The organism is Uliginosibacterium sp. 31-12 (assembly GCF_030548425.1).
GTDB lineage: Bacteria > Pseudomonadota > Gammaproteobacteria > Burkholderiales > Rhodocyclaceae > Uliginosibacterium > Uliginosibacterium aquaticum.
Map to the genome: position 1 here is coordinate 269232 of NZ_JAUOOA010000005.1, position 16370 is coordinate 285601.

At 60.7% G+C, this 16370-nt stretch carries 11 protein-coding genes; 2 read left to right on the plus strand and 9 right to left on the minus strand.

Annotated features, from left to right (window positions below; translation table 11 throughout):
- Positions 1-48: 48 nt before the first annotated feature.
- The 3 genes from Q3Y64_RS11805 to Q3Y64_RS11815 form a co-directional block, all read right to left on the minus strand.
- Entirely contained in the window at positions 49-1842 is a 1794-nt protein-coding gene (locus Q3Y64_RS11805; protein ID WP_303562069.1) for a GGDEF domain-containing protein, read from the minus strand.
- Between the two features lie 96 nt (positions 1843-1938).
- Entirely contained in the window at positions 1939-3198 is a 1260-nt protein-coding gene (locus Q3Y64_RS11810; protein WP_101941166.1) for a pectate lyase, read from the minus strand.
- Positions 3199-3446: 248 nt separating this feature from the next.
- Complete coding sequence (locus tag Q3Y64_RS11815; protein ID WP_303562075.1) at positions 3447-4931, minus strand: cellulase family glycosylhydrolase; 1485 nt, start codon at positions 4929-4931, stop codon at positions 3447-3449.
- Positions 4932-5125: 194 nt separating this feature from the next.
- Here Q3Y64_RS11815 and Q3Y64_RS11820 point away from each other — a divergent pair, with 194 nt between their 5' ends.
- The gene (locus tag Q3Y64_RS11820) at positions 5126-7513 is read left to right on the plus strand and encodes a penicillin-binding protein 1A (RefSeq protein WP_303562078.1); all 2388 of its coding nucleotides are present in this window, start codon (positions 5126-5128) and stop codon (positions 7511-7513) included.
- A gap of 53 nt (positions 7514-7566) precedes the next feature.
- Here Q3Y64_RS11820 and Q3Y64_RS11825 read toward each other — a convergent pair whose 3' ends face one another.
- On the minus strand, positions 7567-9450 hold the full coding sequence (locus tag Q3Y64_RS11825) for an AI-2E family transporter (protein WP_303562082.1): 1884 nt from the start codon (positions 9448-9450) through the stop codon (positions 7567-7569).
- A 439-nt stretch (positions 9451-9889) separates the two neighbouring features.
- Here Q3Y64_RS11825 and Q3Y64_RS11830 point away from each other — a divergent pair, with 439 nt between their 5' ends.
- The gene (locus Q3Y64_RS11830; protein ID WP_303562086.1) at positions 9890-11011 is read left to right on the plus strand and encodes an HD-GYP domain-containing protein; all 1122 of its coding nucleotides are present in this window, start codon (positions 9890-9892) and stop codon (positions 11009-11011) included.
- Positions 11012-11141: 130 nt separating this feature from the next.
- On the opposite strand, the gene Q3Y64_RS11835 is transcribed toward Q3Y64_RS11830, so the two are convergent.
- From Q3Y64_RS11835 to Q3Y64_RS11855, 5 genes are all read right to left on the minus strand, one after another.
- Positions 11142-12320 carry a GGDEF domain-containing protein gene (locus tag Q3Y64_RS11835; RefSeq protein ID WP_303562089.1) on the minus strand — a complete coding sequence of 393 codons (1179 nt, stop codon included), beginning with the start codon at positions 12318-12320 and terminating at the stop codon, positions 11142-11144.
- Between the two features lie 291 nt (positions 12321-12611).
- Positions 12612-12803, minus strand: a complete 192-nt coding sequence (locus tag Q3Y64_RS11840) for a hypothetical protein (protein ID WP_303562091.1) — start codon at positions 12801-12803, stop codon at positions 12612-12614.
- A gap of 73 nt (positions 12804-12876) precedes the next feature.
- Entirely contained in the window at positions 12877-13677 is an 801-nt protein-coding gene (locus Q3Y64_RS11845) for a substrate-binding domain-containing protein (RefSeq protein ID WP_303562095.1), read from the minus strand.
- 184 nt (positions 13678-13861) lie between these two features.
- On the minus strand, positions 13862-15397 hold the full coding sequence (locus Q3Y64_RS11850; RefSeq protein WP_303562098.1) for a methyl-accepting chemotaxis protein: 1536 nt from the start codon (positions 15395-15397) through the stop codon (positions 13862-13864).
- A gap of 286 nt (positions 15398-15683) precedes the next feature.
- Complete coding sequence (locus Q3Y64_RS11855; protein WP_303562100.1) at positions 15684-16358, minus strand: hypothetical protein; 675 nt, start codon at positions 16356-16358, stop codon at positions 15684-15686.
- Between the last annotated feature and the right edge of the window lie 12 nt (positions 16359-16370).

A 16370-nucleotide genomic window follows, 5' to 3' on the forward strand; every position in this document is an offset into this window, starting at 1 on the left:
TCGAAGCCATGCAGACAGGCAATCGGCCGTACGTCGGGCCTTGCCGCTTCAGGCCCCGGCGGGGTCGCGGGAGGCGCGATAGCAGTTCCGCCCGGCCGCCTTGGCCGCGTACAGCGCCTGGTCGCCATGCAGCAGGATGTCGTCGAGTGCCTCATCAGCCAGGGCCAGATGCCCGCCCACACTCACGCTGATGGCGACCTGTGCCCCCTCCGCGCCGCTCGGCTGCGGATGGGCCTGCACTGCGGCACGCAGCCGCTCGCCGAGATGGTCGAGCACCTCCGCATCTGCCACATCGAGCAGCACCAGAAACTCGTCGCCACCCCAGCGCGCCGCCACGTCATAGGGGCGCAGAACGCTGCAGATCGTGTCCGATACCGCCTTGAGCACCTGATCCCCGACCGCATGGCCATGCCGGTCGTTGATCTCCTTGAAGTAATCGATATCCAGCCACAGGATGCCGATGCGACCATGCTCACGAGCCGCACGGGCCAGCCTCGCCTCGATGCGCTCGGTCATGCCGCGCCGGTTCAGCAGTTCAGTCAGCGGATCAATCTTGGTCAGGCGCTCCAGGGCCATCGTCCGCTCCTGGATGCGCGCCTCCAGATCCAGGCGCGATTCGATCACGCTTCGCGCCATCCGGTTGAAACGCTCCAGCAGGCCGCGGATTTCACCGGCACCGGCATGCTCCACCTGTACGGATCCGGCCGCCGAGGGCTTGCCCGATTCGATTTCGGACATGGCGTGATCCAGCTGGCTCAACGGTTTGAGCACGAAATGCCCGAGCGCAAGATTGAAGAGCAGCAGCACGCCCAGCAAGGTCAGCACATAAGCCACGAAGATGCCGGCAAAGCCTCCCAGTGGCAGCAGCACATCGAGATCCAGCAGGGTGATCTCGTACCAGTCGACTTCCGGCACATAGCTCACGCCAACCAACTGGCGCTTGCCATGGATGTTGACGAAGGTGGTGACGACGCTCTTGTGCATCGACTCCAGCTCCTTCATTGCGGCGAACACAGCCTGGCGGTCGAGCTGGCGATCAAACAGCAGGTCCAGGCTCTTGTTGGCTGCGCCGTGCCGGCTGATCGAGCTGAAATCGATGAAGGACTGGTTACGATGCAGCTGGATGGCTCCGTCATGATCCACGAAGAGCGTGGTCACACCTTCCCCTCCCACCTCCACCACATCCCGGATGAATGAGGTGAGGTCCAGCCCGGTACCTGCGATGCCCAGGATCTCGCCCCCATCGCGCATCAGCACATCCACCCACAGCTTGGTGATGCCCAGCTCCGGATCAGGATTCACATTGATGTGGAGATCGCGCCCCTGACGGATCAGGTCAAAGAACCAGGCATCCTTCGTCTCGCCACGCTTGAGAGTGTAGCGATACTCGTGACCGCTGAACGCGTTGGCGGCGTTGTTGTGGAAGTATTGACCATTCCGGGTCAGGCCGACAAAGTAACTGTGATCGGTGAAGTTCTGCCGAAAACGCTCCATTTCATCCAGCGCCCGCGCCTTCTTCCGCGGACTGTCCGGATCGCGTGCCCATTCCAGCAGGGCGGGCGAGTCGGCCATCTGGCGCGACAGCGCCACCTCGCGCAGGATCGGCTGCAGCGTGCGGCTCCTGTCGTACAGCACCTGTTTCTCGGTGTAGCGCTGCGCCCACATCTCGAAGATGTTCTCCGCCATCGCACGCACCGTCAGCCAGGACGGAATGGCCGCCACGATGAAGAGCAGAACGGTCAGCAACAGGAAGCGTGGCTTGAGATTCATGACCAGAAAGGGATAGCGCGCCGTGCTGACCAGCATAGCCTCGTCAGCCATCGCCGAAAGTCGGAAATGCATCGGTTTCCGGCTGCTAGCCTGCAGCACCGACCTGGCCCTGGAAGCAAAAAGCCCGCCGAAAGGCGGGCTTTGAGGATGAGGGCTACAGACTGGGGATCAATAGTTCCAGTTTTCCTGGATGCGATTGACCGGTGCCGGATCCACGCCATTCCCGGGAGCGATACCGGTCTTCTTGCTGCCACCCGTCTTGTCGATGGCGGTCACATCGGCGGCGGTGAGATTGCAGGATGCAGTATTCCACTCGGCGCCGATGTCACTGGAATCGCCCGAGCCCTTTTCCACGCCCTTGAAGGTATGGCAGACCTCGATCTCGCCATTCCAGCGCAGCAGCAGCACATTGCGCAGAGTGGCTTTGTCGGCCGGCGAGCCGTTCGAGTAGCTGCTATTCACACCCACGATGGTCTGGTGGTTGTGAATGCGCGAGTTCTCAATGATCACCGTGCGCGGGCCCTTGTTGCCGGTGCAGTCACCGCAGGAGCGATAGAACTTGCCGCCCTTGCTCTTCCAGTTGTCCGCCACGAAGCGGGTGATGTGGAGTGTGCCCTGGCCATTGTGCTGGAAGGTCTTGTCGGTGCCGAGGAAAGCGCCGCCGCAATCCACCCGCATCGTGGTGCCGGGGCCGCCCTTGGCGGTAGCCGCATCTTCTCCGAGGTCTTCCCACCACACGTTGTAGACCGAGCAGTTACCCACGCAGTGCACGCCGTCTGCCGCCAGATTGCCGATCACCGCATTGCGCAGCGAGGCCCCCTCCTCCAGCAGGAACACCGGCGGCTGGCCCTCGGCCTGCCCACCGTTGGAAAGCTGGTAGCGCTTGCCGCCCGCGTCATAGGTTGTGCCAGCCGGCACCACATGGGTGGCGGTAAGTGGCACCGTATCTGCGGCCCCCACGTTCACGTAAGCCGGGCAGCCCGGCCAGGCCGAAAGCGTCACCGTGGCGCTGGTGGCCGCAGCCGAACTGGCGCTGGAGGCCTTGGAGCTGCTCACGGCCGAACTCGAAGCCTTGGAGCTGCTGGCTGCCGCAGCGCTGGAAGCAGCGGCACTGCTCGCGGCTGCGCTGGACTTGGCGCTGCTGGTCACGCTTGAGGATGAAGCCGTGCTGCTGATCGAGCACTCGTTGGTCCCGCCCGCCACCTTGGTGCCAGCACCAAAAGTGACCTCGCCGCACACGAAGCTACCCGAGAGCACTTTGTAGGTGAATTGATCGGAGCGGCCATAGGCCACCATCGTATTGGCAGCCACCGTACAGGTTTTACCCTCAGTACAGATCGTGGTGTAGCCCGCGGGCCGGTTGGCCGCACTGGCATCCAGCGCAACGCCCGCGATCAGCGCCATCAGCGCCAGGTGTTTGAATTGCATACTTGTCTCCTTGCTTTGGTTTTCTTACAGGACCACCGAAGCAGCCCTGCGCTCGGGAGACCTGAACCAGGCGAACAAACGCAGCTCCCCGGAACATCCCCCGCCAGAAAGACTATGACCGCCACATACCAAGCGCAAATCCGCCTGTCCATTCGAACAGGGTAAGTGCCAGACGGCAGCGTCTGGTCAGAGCCCGGATCAAGAAAAAGGCCGCCCGCAGGCGGCCTTCCAGATCGGGCGATGAAGCCTCAGCGGGTGGCGCAGAAACCGATGGAGCCCAGGCTGGCCCCGGCGGCCAGCGTACTGTTCCAGCCCGAGCCCGCGAAGCTCAGGGTGCTGCCACTTTGCTGCCAGCTCGCATTCCACATCTGGCTAACCTTGCCACTCACGGTAAGGCTGGCGCGCCACACCACTGCAGCAGCGGAGCTGTTGCGCACCGTCACACTGGCGCAGTAACCGCTCCCCCAGTCATTGTTGATGGTGTAGCTGGCGACCACGCCCCCTGCGGCAGTGCTGCTCGCCGCGGCACTCGACGAGGCAGCAGCGGAAGAAGCGGCCGAGCTGGCGGCCACTGAACTGGCGCTGGCGGCTGAACTGGCCTTGCTGGAGGATGCTGCCGACGAAGCCGCCTGCGATGAGGCGGCGGACGAGGCGCTACTGCTCCAGGTCCAGGTCGAAGCACCGCGCATGATCGAGGTGATCAACTCCGGATAAGCCCAGCTGAGCGTAGAGCGGTTCAGGAGGCCCATCACATCCGTCGTGCCGCTGTTGGTGTAGAAAACATTGTTGTCCCACACCAGCGCCGGCACGCGCGCCTTGGCGGCCGCCTTCACGTAGTACTCGGCATGCTTGATGCGCTCGGCCAGATTGCTCTTGTGCGTGCTGGCCCACTCGCCCATCACCACCGGGATGCCCTTGGCTACGTAACGGGTATTGATCCGCGCAAACAGCCCGTCGATGGCAGCCGTATCGGTAAAGGTCGAAGTACCCGGCACCTCCATCGCGAAGGCAAAGGGCAGATAACCGTGCACCGAAACCGCAATCATCGCGTCCGAGGGCAGCGTGTAGCCGTCAAGCTGATGGTCATAGGCCGAGGCCGCATAGGTCGGCAGCATCACCAGGCGCTTGGCGTTGTTGCCGCCGGTGGCGCGGATCGTCGCCAGTGCGGCCTTGTTGAGGCTGTTGATCACCGCAAAGGTCTCCGCTGTGCCCCACCAGTCGTCACCATTGCGCGGCTCGTTCATGGTTTCGAAGATCAGCTTGTCGCCATAACCCTTGAAGCGCGTGCCGATCTGCTGCCAGTACTTGCTGAGGCGATCCTTCGCTGCCGCTTCATTGGCATAGGTGGTGTTGAGCCAGCCATTCTGCGTGTGATGCACATTGATGATCACGTACAGATTGTTCTTCAGCGCGTAATTCACCACCTCTTCCACCCGGCTCATCCAGGTGCTGCTGATCGTGTAGCTGCTGCCGGTGGCGTAATCGTCCCAGGACACTGGCACGCGCACGGTCTTGAAGCCCGCCTTGGCCACCGCATCGATCATGGCCTGGGTCGTCTTCGGGTTCCCCCAGTTGGTTTCACCACCGATGGAATCCAGCGCATTGCCCAGGTTCCAGCCGGGCATCATGTTGTCGGTAATCTCGAAAGGCGTATTGGCAGCCTGTGCGCCGGCGCTCAACAGCAACGCGGCCAGGAGCAGAAAATTTTTCAAGGGCTTCAATGGCTTGTGCAAGATAACTCTCCCCGGAGATATGACGAATTCTGGCCAGCACCTGAAAGAGCCCGCTGGCGGCTTCGGGAGTGATGCTCACTGAGCCAGCCGCGCCGCACCAAGCCAATCTCGACGACCGGCCGGCGGCGGCGGCGGACTGTTGCCGCAGCGCCTTACGCGCATAATGCGCAGGCCTATTCAACGCCCGAACCACCGTGCCCCTCCGCCTGCCCGAACTGAACTGGCCCTCGCTGATCACCCAGCTGCACGCAAAGCTGCCGCCCTGGCTGCAAAGCCTGCTGCAGCGCCTGCGCCACCCCGGCTGGCGCGAGATCCTCGGTCTGCTGGCCCTGCCCCCGGCGCTCCTCTTGCTGTGGACACTGCTGCTGATCCCCTTCACCCCGGGCATCTCGGATATCCGCAAGGCACGCGATGAATCGCCCACCCGTGTGCTCACCCTGGACGGCAAGGAACTCGCCAGTTTCAAGCGCGGCAACCGGGACTGGGTTGCGCTGGAGGCCATCTCGCCGCGCGTGATCGACGCCCTGATCGCCACCGAAGACAAGCGCTTCTACGACCACTTCGGCATCGACTTCTATCGGCTGGGAGGTGCCTTTCTCGCCACCTTGCAGGGCGACACCCAAGGCGGCTCCACGATCACCCAGCAGCTCGCACGCAACCTCTTCCCCGAGGAAATCGGCCGCCGCCAGAACATCAACCGCAAGCTCAAGGAAGCCATCACTGCGCTGAAGATCGAGGCGCTATACACCAAACAGCAGATCCTCGAAACCTATCTCAACACGGTGCCCTTCCTCTACAACGCCTACGGCATCGACATGGGCGCGCGCACCTACTTCGGCAAGCCCGCGCGTGAGCTGGATCTGCTCGAAAGCGCCACCCTGATCGGCATGCTCAAGGGCACGGCCTACTACAACCCGGTACAGAACCCCGAGCGCGCCCGCGAGCGGCGCAACCTCGTGCTCTCGCTGATGGCCCAGCAGGACAAGCTCGAAGCCAAGCGCTACGAGGCGCTGGCGAAGCGCCCGCTGAAGCTCGATTTCGAACGCCAGAGCGTGGAGCCCGGCGAAGCCCCCCACTTCACCGCCCAGCTCAAGCGCTGGCTGATCGACTGGGCCGACAAGAATGACTACGACATCTACACCGACGGCCTCGTGGTCGTCACCACACTGGACTCGCGTCTGCAGAAATACGCCACACGCGCCGTGGAGCAACACGGCCGCCAGCTGCAAGGCATTGCGGACAACGCCTGGGCTGGTCAGTGGCGCGCCGGTCACCGCATCGTCGAAACCCTGATCCGCGAAAGCAAGCCGTATGCGGAAGCCATCGAAGCCGGTGAAGCACCCGAAGCCGTACTGAAACGCCTCAGCCGCGACACCCGCTTCCTGCGCCAGCTGCGCGAGGACAAGACCCGTGTGCAGGCCGGCTTCCTCGCCATCGATCCGCGCGACGGCGCAGTGCGCGCCTGGGTCGGCAGCCGCGATTTTGCCGACGACGCCTGGGACCATGTCCATCAGGCCCGCCGCCAGCCCGGCTCCACCTTCAAACCCTTCGTGTATGGCGCGGCCTTCGCGCAAGATATGAAGCCGGACGACACGTTCCTCGACGCACCGGTCGAAATCCCGCTCGGTGGGGGTGAGGTCTGGCGGCCGGACGACGCCGAGCCACCCAGCAATGAACCCATGACGCTCGCCACCGGCCTCGCGCTCTCGCGCAACCGCATCACCGCCCAGCTCATGCAGCAGGTCGGGCCCGCCCGCGTCGCGCATCTGGCGCGCGCCATGGGCGTGCGTGAAAGCAAGCTCGATGAAGTGCCCTCGCTGGCACTCGGCACCAGCCCGGTCACCCTCTACGAGATGGTCTCGGCCTACGCCACGATTGCCGATGAAGGGCGCTACCGTGCGCCGTACATGGTCGCGCGCATCGAAAATCGCAAAGGCGAAGTGCTCGCCGAATTCCAACCGAACGCGCCGGAGCGCACGATTTCTGCGGCTGCACTGGATACGCTGCTCGACGCCATGCGCGGCGTCGTCACCCGTGGCACCGGCGCCGGCGTGCGCGCCTGGGGCGTAAAGGGCGATCTCGCCGGCAAGACCGGCACCACCCAGGGCAACACCGATGGCTGGTTCATCCTCATGCACCCGCAACTCGTCGGCGGCGCCTGGGTCGGCTTCAACGACGCGCGCATCACCCTGCGCAGCGACTACTGGGGCCAGGGCGCGCACAGCGCGCTGCCCATCGTCGGTGATTTCTTCGCCCGTGCTCAGGGTGCGCGCATCGTCGAGACCGACGCCCGCTTCGCCAAGGCCGTAGACGACACCCTGCTCGGCCAGCTGCACAAATGGTATGACTCGGTTTTCGGCACCGAAACGCCTGTCGAAACGCCCGCGCCACCTCGCCCCGCGCCCGCTACGGAACCAACAGCCAGTGCCCCGCAAGCCGAGGCCTCGGCACCAGAAGCGCCGCCGGCCAGCGAGTCGGCCCCGGCCGAGCCTGTAGCGCCCGGCAGCGCCCCGCTCCCGGCCGGTTCCGCGCCGGTGTCTGCAGCATCAGCGCCAGCGCCTTCGGCGAGTCAGCCTTTATAAGGGAGCCGGAATACAGACACGGCCAGGCCAGGCCAGGCTGCTAAAAAAACCTCTCAAACCTCCAAGTCAGTCGCCTCGCCGGTCTGGCGAGCCAAGCGCCGGAAGCTGGTATCGACCATTTCCTGATAGCTGCGGACCATGGCGTCCGCCCCGCATTCTGAGTAGGTGGGGCGCGCAAAAGGAGCATCAACCTCCTCCAGTACGCGCATGACAATCAGGTGCGCCTCAGGCAAACGCCGACGTAACTCAGCAACGCTCTGAGCCAAAGCCCGGGCATGATCTTCAGGCGCCACACAAGTAATGAAGACGAGCGGAATATCAGCATCCGCCTCAATTTCGGCCAGCGCGCCGTGACTCAGATAGCGCGCCTCAAACTCCTCGCTATGCAGCACGTTGACGCACGCCTTTGCAACAACGATGGCAACCGGGTCACCAATATCCGTCACCAGGATGCTGCAGTCCCGCCGTGGATTCAGGCTGCGATAGCTGTCCGGAGTGCCGTTATCCGGTGCCGTAATGCGCAGTACAGAGCCCTGGGTCGAACTCCGGCGCAAGGAACGCTTGCGCGACATCGCCTCAATCAAGCCAGAAACTGCCCTGTTCATGTGCGCCTGCTCATCCCGGGTGATTTCGTGCTCACCGAAGTCGATATAGGCCAGCTTGACCGAAGCCAGCAAAACCTGGTCGCAGTACTCGCGCAATGGCTTGTCCTTCAGAAACTGCCTGAGCCCGCGTACCAGTTCGGGAGCATCCCCCGAGAGCGCACGCTGATAGAAACGCTCGACATGACTCAGTGCAGGCAGGTCTCCCAGCAGGATTTCAAGGAAATTCAATGCAGGCACGTAACGCCCCGCCACCACCAGACACAGCGTCAGCGGTGTGGACAGAATCAGTCCGACCGGCCCCCACAAAGCACTCCAGAAGATGGCTGAAATCACCACCGAGAGCGGCGACAAACCAGTGGAGTGACCATACAGTTTGGGCTCGAAGAACTGTGCAACCACAATCTCGACAAACATGAACACGAGCAAGGTATGGATCACGGGTGCCCATCCCTCAGCCATGGCGGCTGACATGAGCAGCGCCGCTCCTGCCGCCAACCAGATGCCGATATAAGGCACAAAACGCGACACAGCAGTGAGTGCCCCCCAGAACAAAGCACCACTGATCCCCGCCAAGCCCAAACCGGCGGCGACCAGGCTGCCCACCAGCGCATTCACCGCGAACTGGGACACAAAGAAACGTGACAGACGCTCGGTTGCGTCCGTGATCGCCTGTGTTGTGGCGCGCAGATTGCTGCCCCCTGCAAGGCGGATCAAACGATCGCGCATCAAATCAAAATCAAGCAGGATGAACACCAGCAGAATGAAGACGATTCCCCCTGTCTCAAGGGGAGGCACAATCCGCTCGGCTAGCTTAGAAATGATCTCGAAAGGCTTGGGGTGAGGCTCAGCAATCTGCACTTTCACCGGTTGCTCACGGCCATCCAGTCCTGGCGAAGCAATCAGCGGAGGCAAAACGGTTTTGGCAGGCGGCTCTGGTGACAACTTGTTCACCAGATGATCGGCCTGGGTCAGCAACGCATCCAGCTTGCCGAGCGTCAAACGATCCAGCGTCTGGAGCTTGTTGCGGATGGTCGACTCATATTGCGGCAAGCTGCTCGCCAAACGGATGGCCTGGGAGCCGAGCACAACCGCCGTGATCGAAACCGCAGCGAAAAGCAGGAAGACCGAGATCGCCACCGCCTGCACCTGTCCCAGCCCCCAATGGCGAAGCCGGCGGATCAGCGGGGCAACCAGCAAACCGAGAAAAATAGCCAGAACGATGGGGACCAGAACATCCCGCCCATAGTCCAGCAATAGCAGCACCACAGCCCCTCCCAGCAATTTCGCAAGCTGGTCACTAGGTGTTGGCTTCGCAGTTTTCAGGGTTGGCATGGGGTAGGTTTCATCATGAACAGGTTGGAAAGCGTCTCTCAGAAACTGCTCACGATCTTACTGCGAGGCCGTGATCAGGGCTCATGCACTGCTCGGAATCCTCATTTATCAACATAAACGCTGGTTCCTGCGCTGCTCCTCACCCTGCTGACGGCCTCTCGCTACCGATCGTGAACAGCCTCTCACCGCTGGGGCACATACCCAGAATTGTGTACGAGCTCAGGTGTTTGAGCACGTCAGGCAAAGCGGCAAGGACAAGCCTTATTCCTGCATATCCCGCTCTGAACGGCTAGCTCGTCATACTCAGGCATGGCCTTGCAGCCACGCAAGAAGGGGCACCCCGGTTTTCCCTGACTTAATTTCCGGACGGAAGGGACGTAATAAAACAGCATTCCGGCGCGCCGGCCGGCAATGTGTGATGCTTTGCGGGAGCGAAGTCATGGCCGAAATGCACCGGCTGGAACCCGATCAACTGAAACTGGATCAGCCCCTGCCTTGGGATGTCTATGACGGCAGCGGCCATCTGCTCCTACGCAAGGGCTTTGTAATCCAGAGCGACGACCAGATCGCAACCCTCATCGAACGCGGCATGTATGTGAATGCTGCCGAGTACCGCAAGCATGAAGCCGAGAATACACCGGCCCGGTACGATGCAATGTCACTCTGGGAAAGCGTCCAGGCCCACCTGGCTTTCATTGCCGAAGCCATGCCTCAAGACGGCAGCATGCAACCCGAAATTACCCGCCTCGCACGCCAGGCGATGCTGATCTCAGAGCGCAGCCCGGATCTGGCCCTGGCTGCAATCATGCTGCTGGATCAACGCAATTATCCGGTAGCCCACAGCCTGCATACCGCCCTGATCGCCGACATGGTCGCCCGCTCCGCTGACTGGAGTGCCGCAGAGCGGACCAGCCTAGTCTGTGCCGCTCTGACGATGAACATCGCCATGCTTGAACTGCAACTGCGCCTGTGTAACCAGCAGGAAAAACTCTCACCACAGCAGCGTACCGCCATCAACAATCACCCTGCCGAAAGCGCGCGCCAGCTGATCGTTTGCGGCGTGGAAGATGACGAGTGGCTGCGTGCCGTGCTCGAGCACCACGAAACACCGGAAGGCCTTGGTTACCCGCGCAAGGTCCGCACGCCGAGCGATCTGGCCATGCTGGTCCACACGGCAGACGTCTTTTGCGCCAAGGTCAGTCCGCGCTCCCATCGCAAGCCGATGATCGCCAGCGAGGCCACCAAATCTGTATTCACCAAACTCGCCCACGGCGGGAAAAACCCCTTCCCTGCAATGCTCGTGAAAGAAATCGGCATCTACCCGCCCGGCACCATCGTCAGGCTCGTTAGCGGCGAAACCGGGGTTGTCCTCAAACGCGGGCCGAACGCAAAGTCCCCCGTCATTGCCACCCTCATGAACGCCAGCGGCATGCCGTCACTCAAGCCGGTCATCCGCCATACGGCAACCGACGCAAGCGCCGCCGTAGGTATGGCCCTTTCGCTGGACAGAATCATGATCGGCGTGAACTTTCATCAACTCTGGGGCGCCGCCGAACACTGAATGCCAGCCTCAGGTACACGCCAGAATCAGCCGCCCATCCAGATTTCGACTCGCCCAAAAGCTGTATCACCCGGCATGCTATTTATAGCGTGCCATACCCTGAACCGGACCTAATGGGGCTCGCAACACATCAAGGTTGCATAGCAACCGGCACCGGGCTCAAAGTCTCAACTCCAGAATCCTCGTGCGCACAGACAACCCGATTACGGCCTGTCGCCTTGGCGACATAGAGTGCCGCATCGGCATGCTGCATCAAAGACTCGAGCTTTTCAGGCTTGGGCGCCGTGATCAAGCCTATGCTGATCGTCAATGTGGTCTCCAGATTATCCACAAGAGGAATAGCCTCGACCGCCGCCCGCAAACGCTCCGCAATCGTCTGTGCCTGCGCTTTATCCGTATTGATCAGAACCAGGCAAAACTCTTCCCCACCAATCCGCCCCAGAATGTCACCCGTGCGCAAGGTGGCCTGCAAAGCTTCGGCACACAGCCTCAACGCCTGATCTCCGATAGCGTGACCATGTCGATCATTGATCTGCTTGAAATGATCGACATCAATCATGAGCACGCTGATCGGGAATTTCCCGTGCTTGAGTGCCTGCGTACCCATGTCAGTGAATGCGCCACGATTAAGCACACCAGTTAGGCTATCCAGCATTGCTTTCCGAAGAAGATCCTGATTGAGCCACTCCAGCTTAGCCAACAGGATCACCAGCGTGCACATGATGCCGTAAGCAAGCCCGCCCAGAATCAAAATGGCCTGAATCGGGCTCTTACCGAGTAACTGTGTGAACGGTGCAGGGTCCAGCCAGCACAGCAAAGCACGCACGAAAAAGCACAGAGCAAAAAGCGCCGAACTGATGACCAACCATCTTTGCAGCAATGAGCCGGGGGGCCAGGTACCACGCCTGAGCATCAAGCTGATCAGCACAACCTGGCTACCGTAAACAATACTGGTAACGATGACTCGCATGGCAATGTCATCAACAAAGATCAGCATCAAGACACAGATCAGCAATACCGGGGCAAGCATCACCCAGCGGGGAACGGCCTGATCGACCAGGCGTCCGAAAGCCAGATGGGAAACAGAAAACGCACACGCAGCACAGCCGTTGTACAGAAGGATTGCAGCCAGATGCGGCATCAACGGGCGCAGGAACAGGAGCAGATTGCCTGTGCCATGCATGATCAGCGCTAAAGACCAGAACCGCGCGCTGGCATGACTGTGTCGCTCACACATCAGCAAGGCTGCCAGCAGCCACTGCACGATGGCCTGCGTCATCAGGAGAGTAGGAGAGTCAAGCGAGAGCATGCGTTGTCCAGTTGAGCTGGGGCATCTACGTCGCAAAGCATGGGGACGCCCGAAATAAGCCTCGTGAGCGAGACTGTCGAGGCATTTTAAGTGGCCGAACAATCACAATTTCAGGGCAAATGCTGAAAGCAGCTCAAGCGCTTGTTAATTTTCTTGTCCGCCGTGCCAAATCACACACCCGCGGCTGTGCGCGTAGGCCCCAACAACACAAGACCAGCTTCCTGACAGCGCCAGCCCCACCCTTGCGCAAAGCACTCCAGGCAAGACTGGCTACCGAAAATCGGGGCAAATTCAAACCTTGTAGCGGGCGACCACCCCCTGCATCGTCCGGGCTAACTGATCCAGCTCATTCGCAATCCGAGCGCTCCCCTGTGCCGTCTCGCTGCTCTCCTCTGCCATTTGCGCAATCCGTTCCACATGCCCGGCAATATTATTGCTGGTGCTGCCTTGCTCCCGGATAGCACTCGAGATTTCTTCAGACATATCCAGCACACCACGGCTGCTCGCATGAATCCTGTTGATGGCGTCGCAAGCCACGCCAGCACGCAGCACTCCGTTAAGGCCGCTGCACCACCACACCGTACAAATGATCCTTGTTCAAGGCATCAATGAATGCCTTGCTCATATCAAATCCAATAAGCCTCACCTTGCCGGCCAGCCCCGCCTTCTGAAGCGAACTGAGGGTCGCCAGGGTTGTGGATTCATTCGGCGTAAAGATGCCATCAAAGGGTTGTTTTAAACGCTCAAGAGCGCTTTCTGAACGTGTGCGCGCTTCGCCCACATTGCTTCCGATCCACTCGTCGAGCACAACCGAAAGCCCCGCCGCTTTCACTGCCGCCATGAACCCTCGCTCCCGGTCGTCTGTCGACGTCACCCCGCGCTTCATCCGAAACACGACCACCCTCCCATGCTTGCCGAGGATACGGGCCATCTCCCTGCCGGCTACGCCTCCCGCCAGATAGTTATCTGTTGCCACTATCGCGGCAGCTTCACTGCCTCCGAAACTGCGGTCGATATAAACAGTCGGCACGCCGTTCAAGCGCAGTTGAGCAACCTCCTTGGCGCGCTCAGGCACATTCGGCGCCAGCACCAAAGCGCTGCAGCGTTTTTGCGCGATCACCGCCAGAATTTCCTTCTGGGCATCCGGATTATTTTCATCAGACGGGCCACGGAAATAAATATCCAGGCCCAGCTCGAGCCCGGCCTGCCGCGCGCCACGCCCAACCTCCCCCCAAAAGGCGTAGCCCCCACCGGCAGGAACCACGCCAATACACGCCTTCTCAGCGGAAGCGCCCATGCTGACGCTGGCGCACCAAGCCAGCAACACAAAACGCATGAAGATGCTGTTGCAATGCACGTCCTTCTCCTTCGCGGAAAAGACATGAATACGTCATCACTTTATAGGAGCGCACGCGTGCACAAGCCAAGGCCGTGCTCATACAGCGCGTGCCAAGCGACTGACAACTCAGGCCAGCCAACACCCCTCGTCAAACAGGCTGCGGCTCATGGCTTTTCAGCTCACAAGCAACGACCTCACCCGATCAGCGTGAAGCCAGCTTGAAGCGATCCACACTGCCGTGAAGCGCATTGGCCAGCGATTTCATATCACTCGAAGTCTGCGACATCGAAGCGGCCGCCGCGGTGTTTTCATCGACCATCCGAACTACGATCTCGACCCTCCCGGCAATGTCACGGCTAGCAGCCGACTGCTCCTGGAGCGCCGAGGAAACCTCATCGATCGATTGCTGCACAGACTGCGCTTCCCGCTCGATCTCATGGATGAAAAGATCTGCGTTGCGCGCCATTTCCAGACCGCGCTGAACAGAAGAAACCGCTTCAAACAGCTTCTGACTCATCTGACTGGAGCCGGACTGGATAGCCGTGACCATTGCACCGATCTCCTGCGTGGAATTCGTGGTGCGCTCGGCCAGCTTCCGCACCTCATCCGCCACCACCGCAAATCCGCGCCCCTGTTCACCAGCACGCGCGGCCTCAATGGCCGCATTGAGTGCCAAGAGATTGGTCTGGTCCGCCAACTCCTTGATCACCTGCACGATCGAAGAGATGCGCTCCGACTCCTGGCCAAGCGCACGCGCCGTATCCGAACTCTGGTTGATCGAGTCGGCAACCGTATCGATCTGGGCCACCATCCGATTGATGTCCTTGCTTCCCTCATTGGCCTTGGTACGTGCCTGGGTTGAGGCCTGGCGAGCCTGCTGCGAAATATCGGTGATGTGATCAATGCTGGTCGACATCTCCTCCAGCGCAGCGGCCATTGCGGAGGCGGACTCCGACTGGGTCTCGATACTGTTATGAACGGCTCTGGCCGTGTCCTCAAGCTGATGGGCTGCCGCATCAACCTGCGTCGTACTGCCGCGAATGTTCCCTAAGGCCTCGCTCATGGCGAAGGTCATGCGTGCAAAAGCCGATTGCAACTGGCCAACCTCATCTTTGGAGCTGCTCTGGATGCGCACGCTGAGGTCTCCCTCCGCCAAACGGCCAGCCTGGCCTATCATCTCCTGGATAGGTGCCGTAATCGAACGGGTCACCAGCAGCGCACAGATCACAGCGGCCACCGCCGCCAGCGTAAAAGCCACCAGCAATAGCAACTGGCTGGAGCGCGCATTCGCCACCAGTAATTCGGTGATGTCCGCAGCATGCGTCTCCACAGTCGAAATCAGCTTGTCTGCAGCAGCCTGCATCGCACCTGCAGCGGGGCCGCCCTTGCCCATCGTGGCCAGCGCCCCCTCGCGATCACCCGCAGAGGCCTGCCTGACGATCTCCGCCGTGGATGGCTGGAGTACATCCAGGCTCGCCTGAATGGCCGCCGCAGCCTCCTTGATATCGGCTTCCGGCCCCTCGGCAAAAGGCTTCAGCTTGGTCTTGATCGCCTCCAGGCCTTCGATCATCTTCGGCCCAATCGTCGCATCTGACTTGAGCAGAAAATCACGCGAAACAATACGGAAACGCATGATTTCATACAGCAGGCTAGCTGCCATGCGTGAGCGCTCCACACCCTGCTGCTGCACGAGATTGGCGCCATTACGGATCTCAGCGCCCTTCAAACCCGCGAGCATTGCAGCGCTCCCAAAAAGCGCAAGCACTACACCGAACGCGAGCATGAGACGCATGCCAATCTTGATGTTTTTCACAGCCTTACTCCTGGAGCTCTTCAGTCAAGTAATCGGAGCAAGAGCCTTTCACCATTCTGAAAAGTAAGGCTCGTCGCTAACAACAGGCTTAACGACGGGTAAACCTTGATTCTGAAGGCTGTACTGTCGGACAAATATAATCTGGCGTCTTGCCTGCCTGCGTCTTGCCTGCCTTTTACCCATTGAGTCCTACCGGCTGAAAACAGCTACCTCAACGCTTGCAGCGATCAGCCTTTTCCGAGAAAGCCACTTCGATTTGTGGTCGATACGCCGGAAACTGCTTGGCCATGTGCCACACGGTCAGTACAGAAGTCGAGCACACCAGCTCGCGGATGGCGCTTTGTTTGACCGCTTCCGGCAACTCAGCGAAATCCAAATACTCCAGCCCCGTAATGAGGGTTTTACCAAGAGGTTTGGAGCGCACGGAAAGGCGGGCATAGCGAACCGAGAACGGGCGGCCACTCCATGAGCGGGTATCGTCGACTTTCAGGCCACCGTTATGACGGATCTCGTAGCAATCCGTGCTCTTGTGCGGGCAGCTTGCATGCAAGGTCCGCCCCGTCTCGATATCCCGCACGATCGGAGCGATCTGGGCTGTAGGTGTGGTGTAGGAATCCGAGCCGTAATCGTGATCGATGTAATCACTGGCATACCAGGTGCCCACCACTTCTGGATAAATCCGGGCGTCTGTAGCCGCCACGCAGCCATGAATATCCAGCACAACAGCGCCCGCCATGAAGGCTCCAAACAAATACCACAACCCCTTGCTCAGCCCCGCATGCATGCGCGCCGGCCAGCCGGTTTTCGCCTGGCTGATTTTTTTGTGCAGGTAAGTCACCAGGCTGGCAAAAAGCAGATACGCAAGCACCCACCAGGCAATTTCCATTTCGGTCGAGAA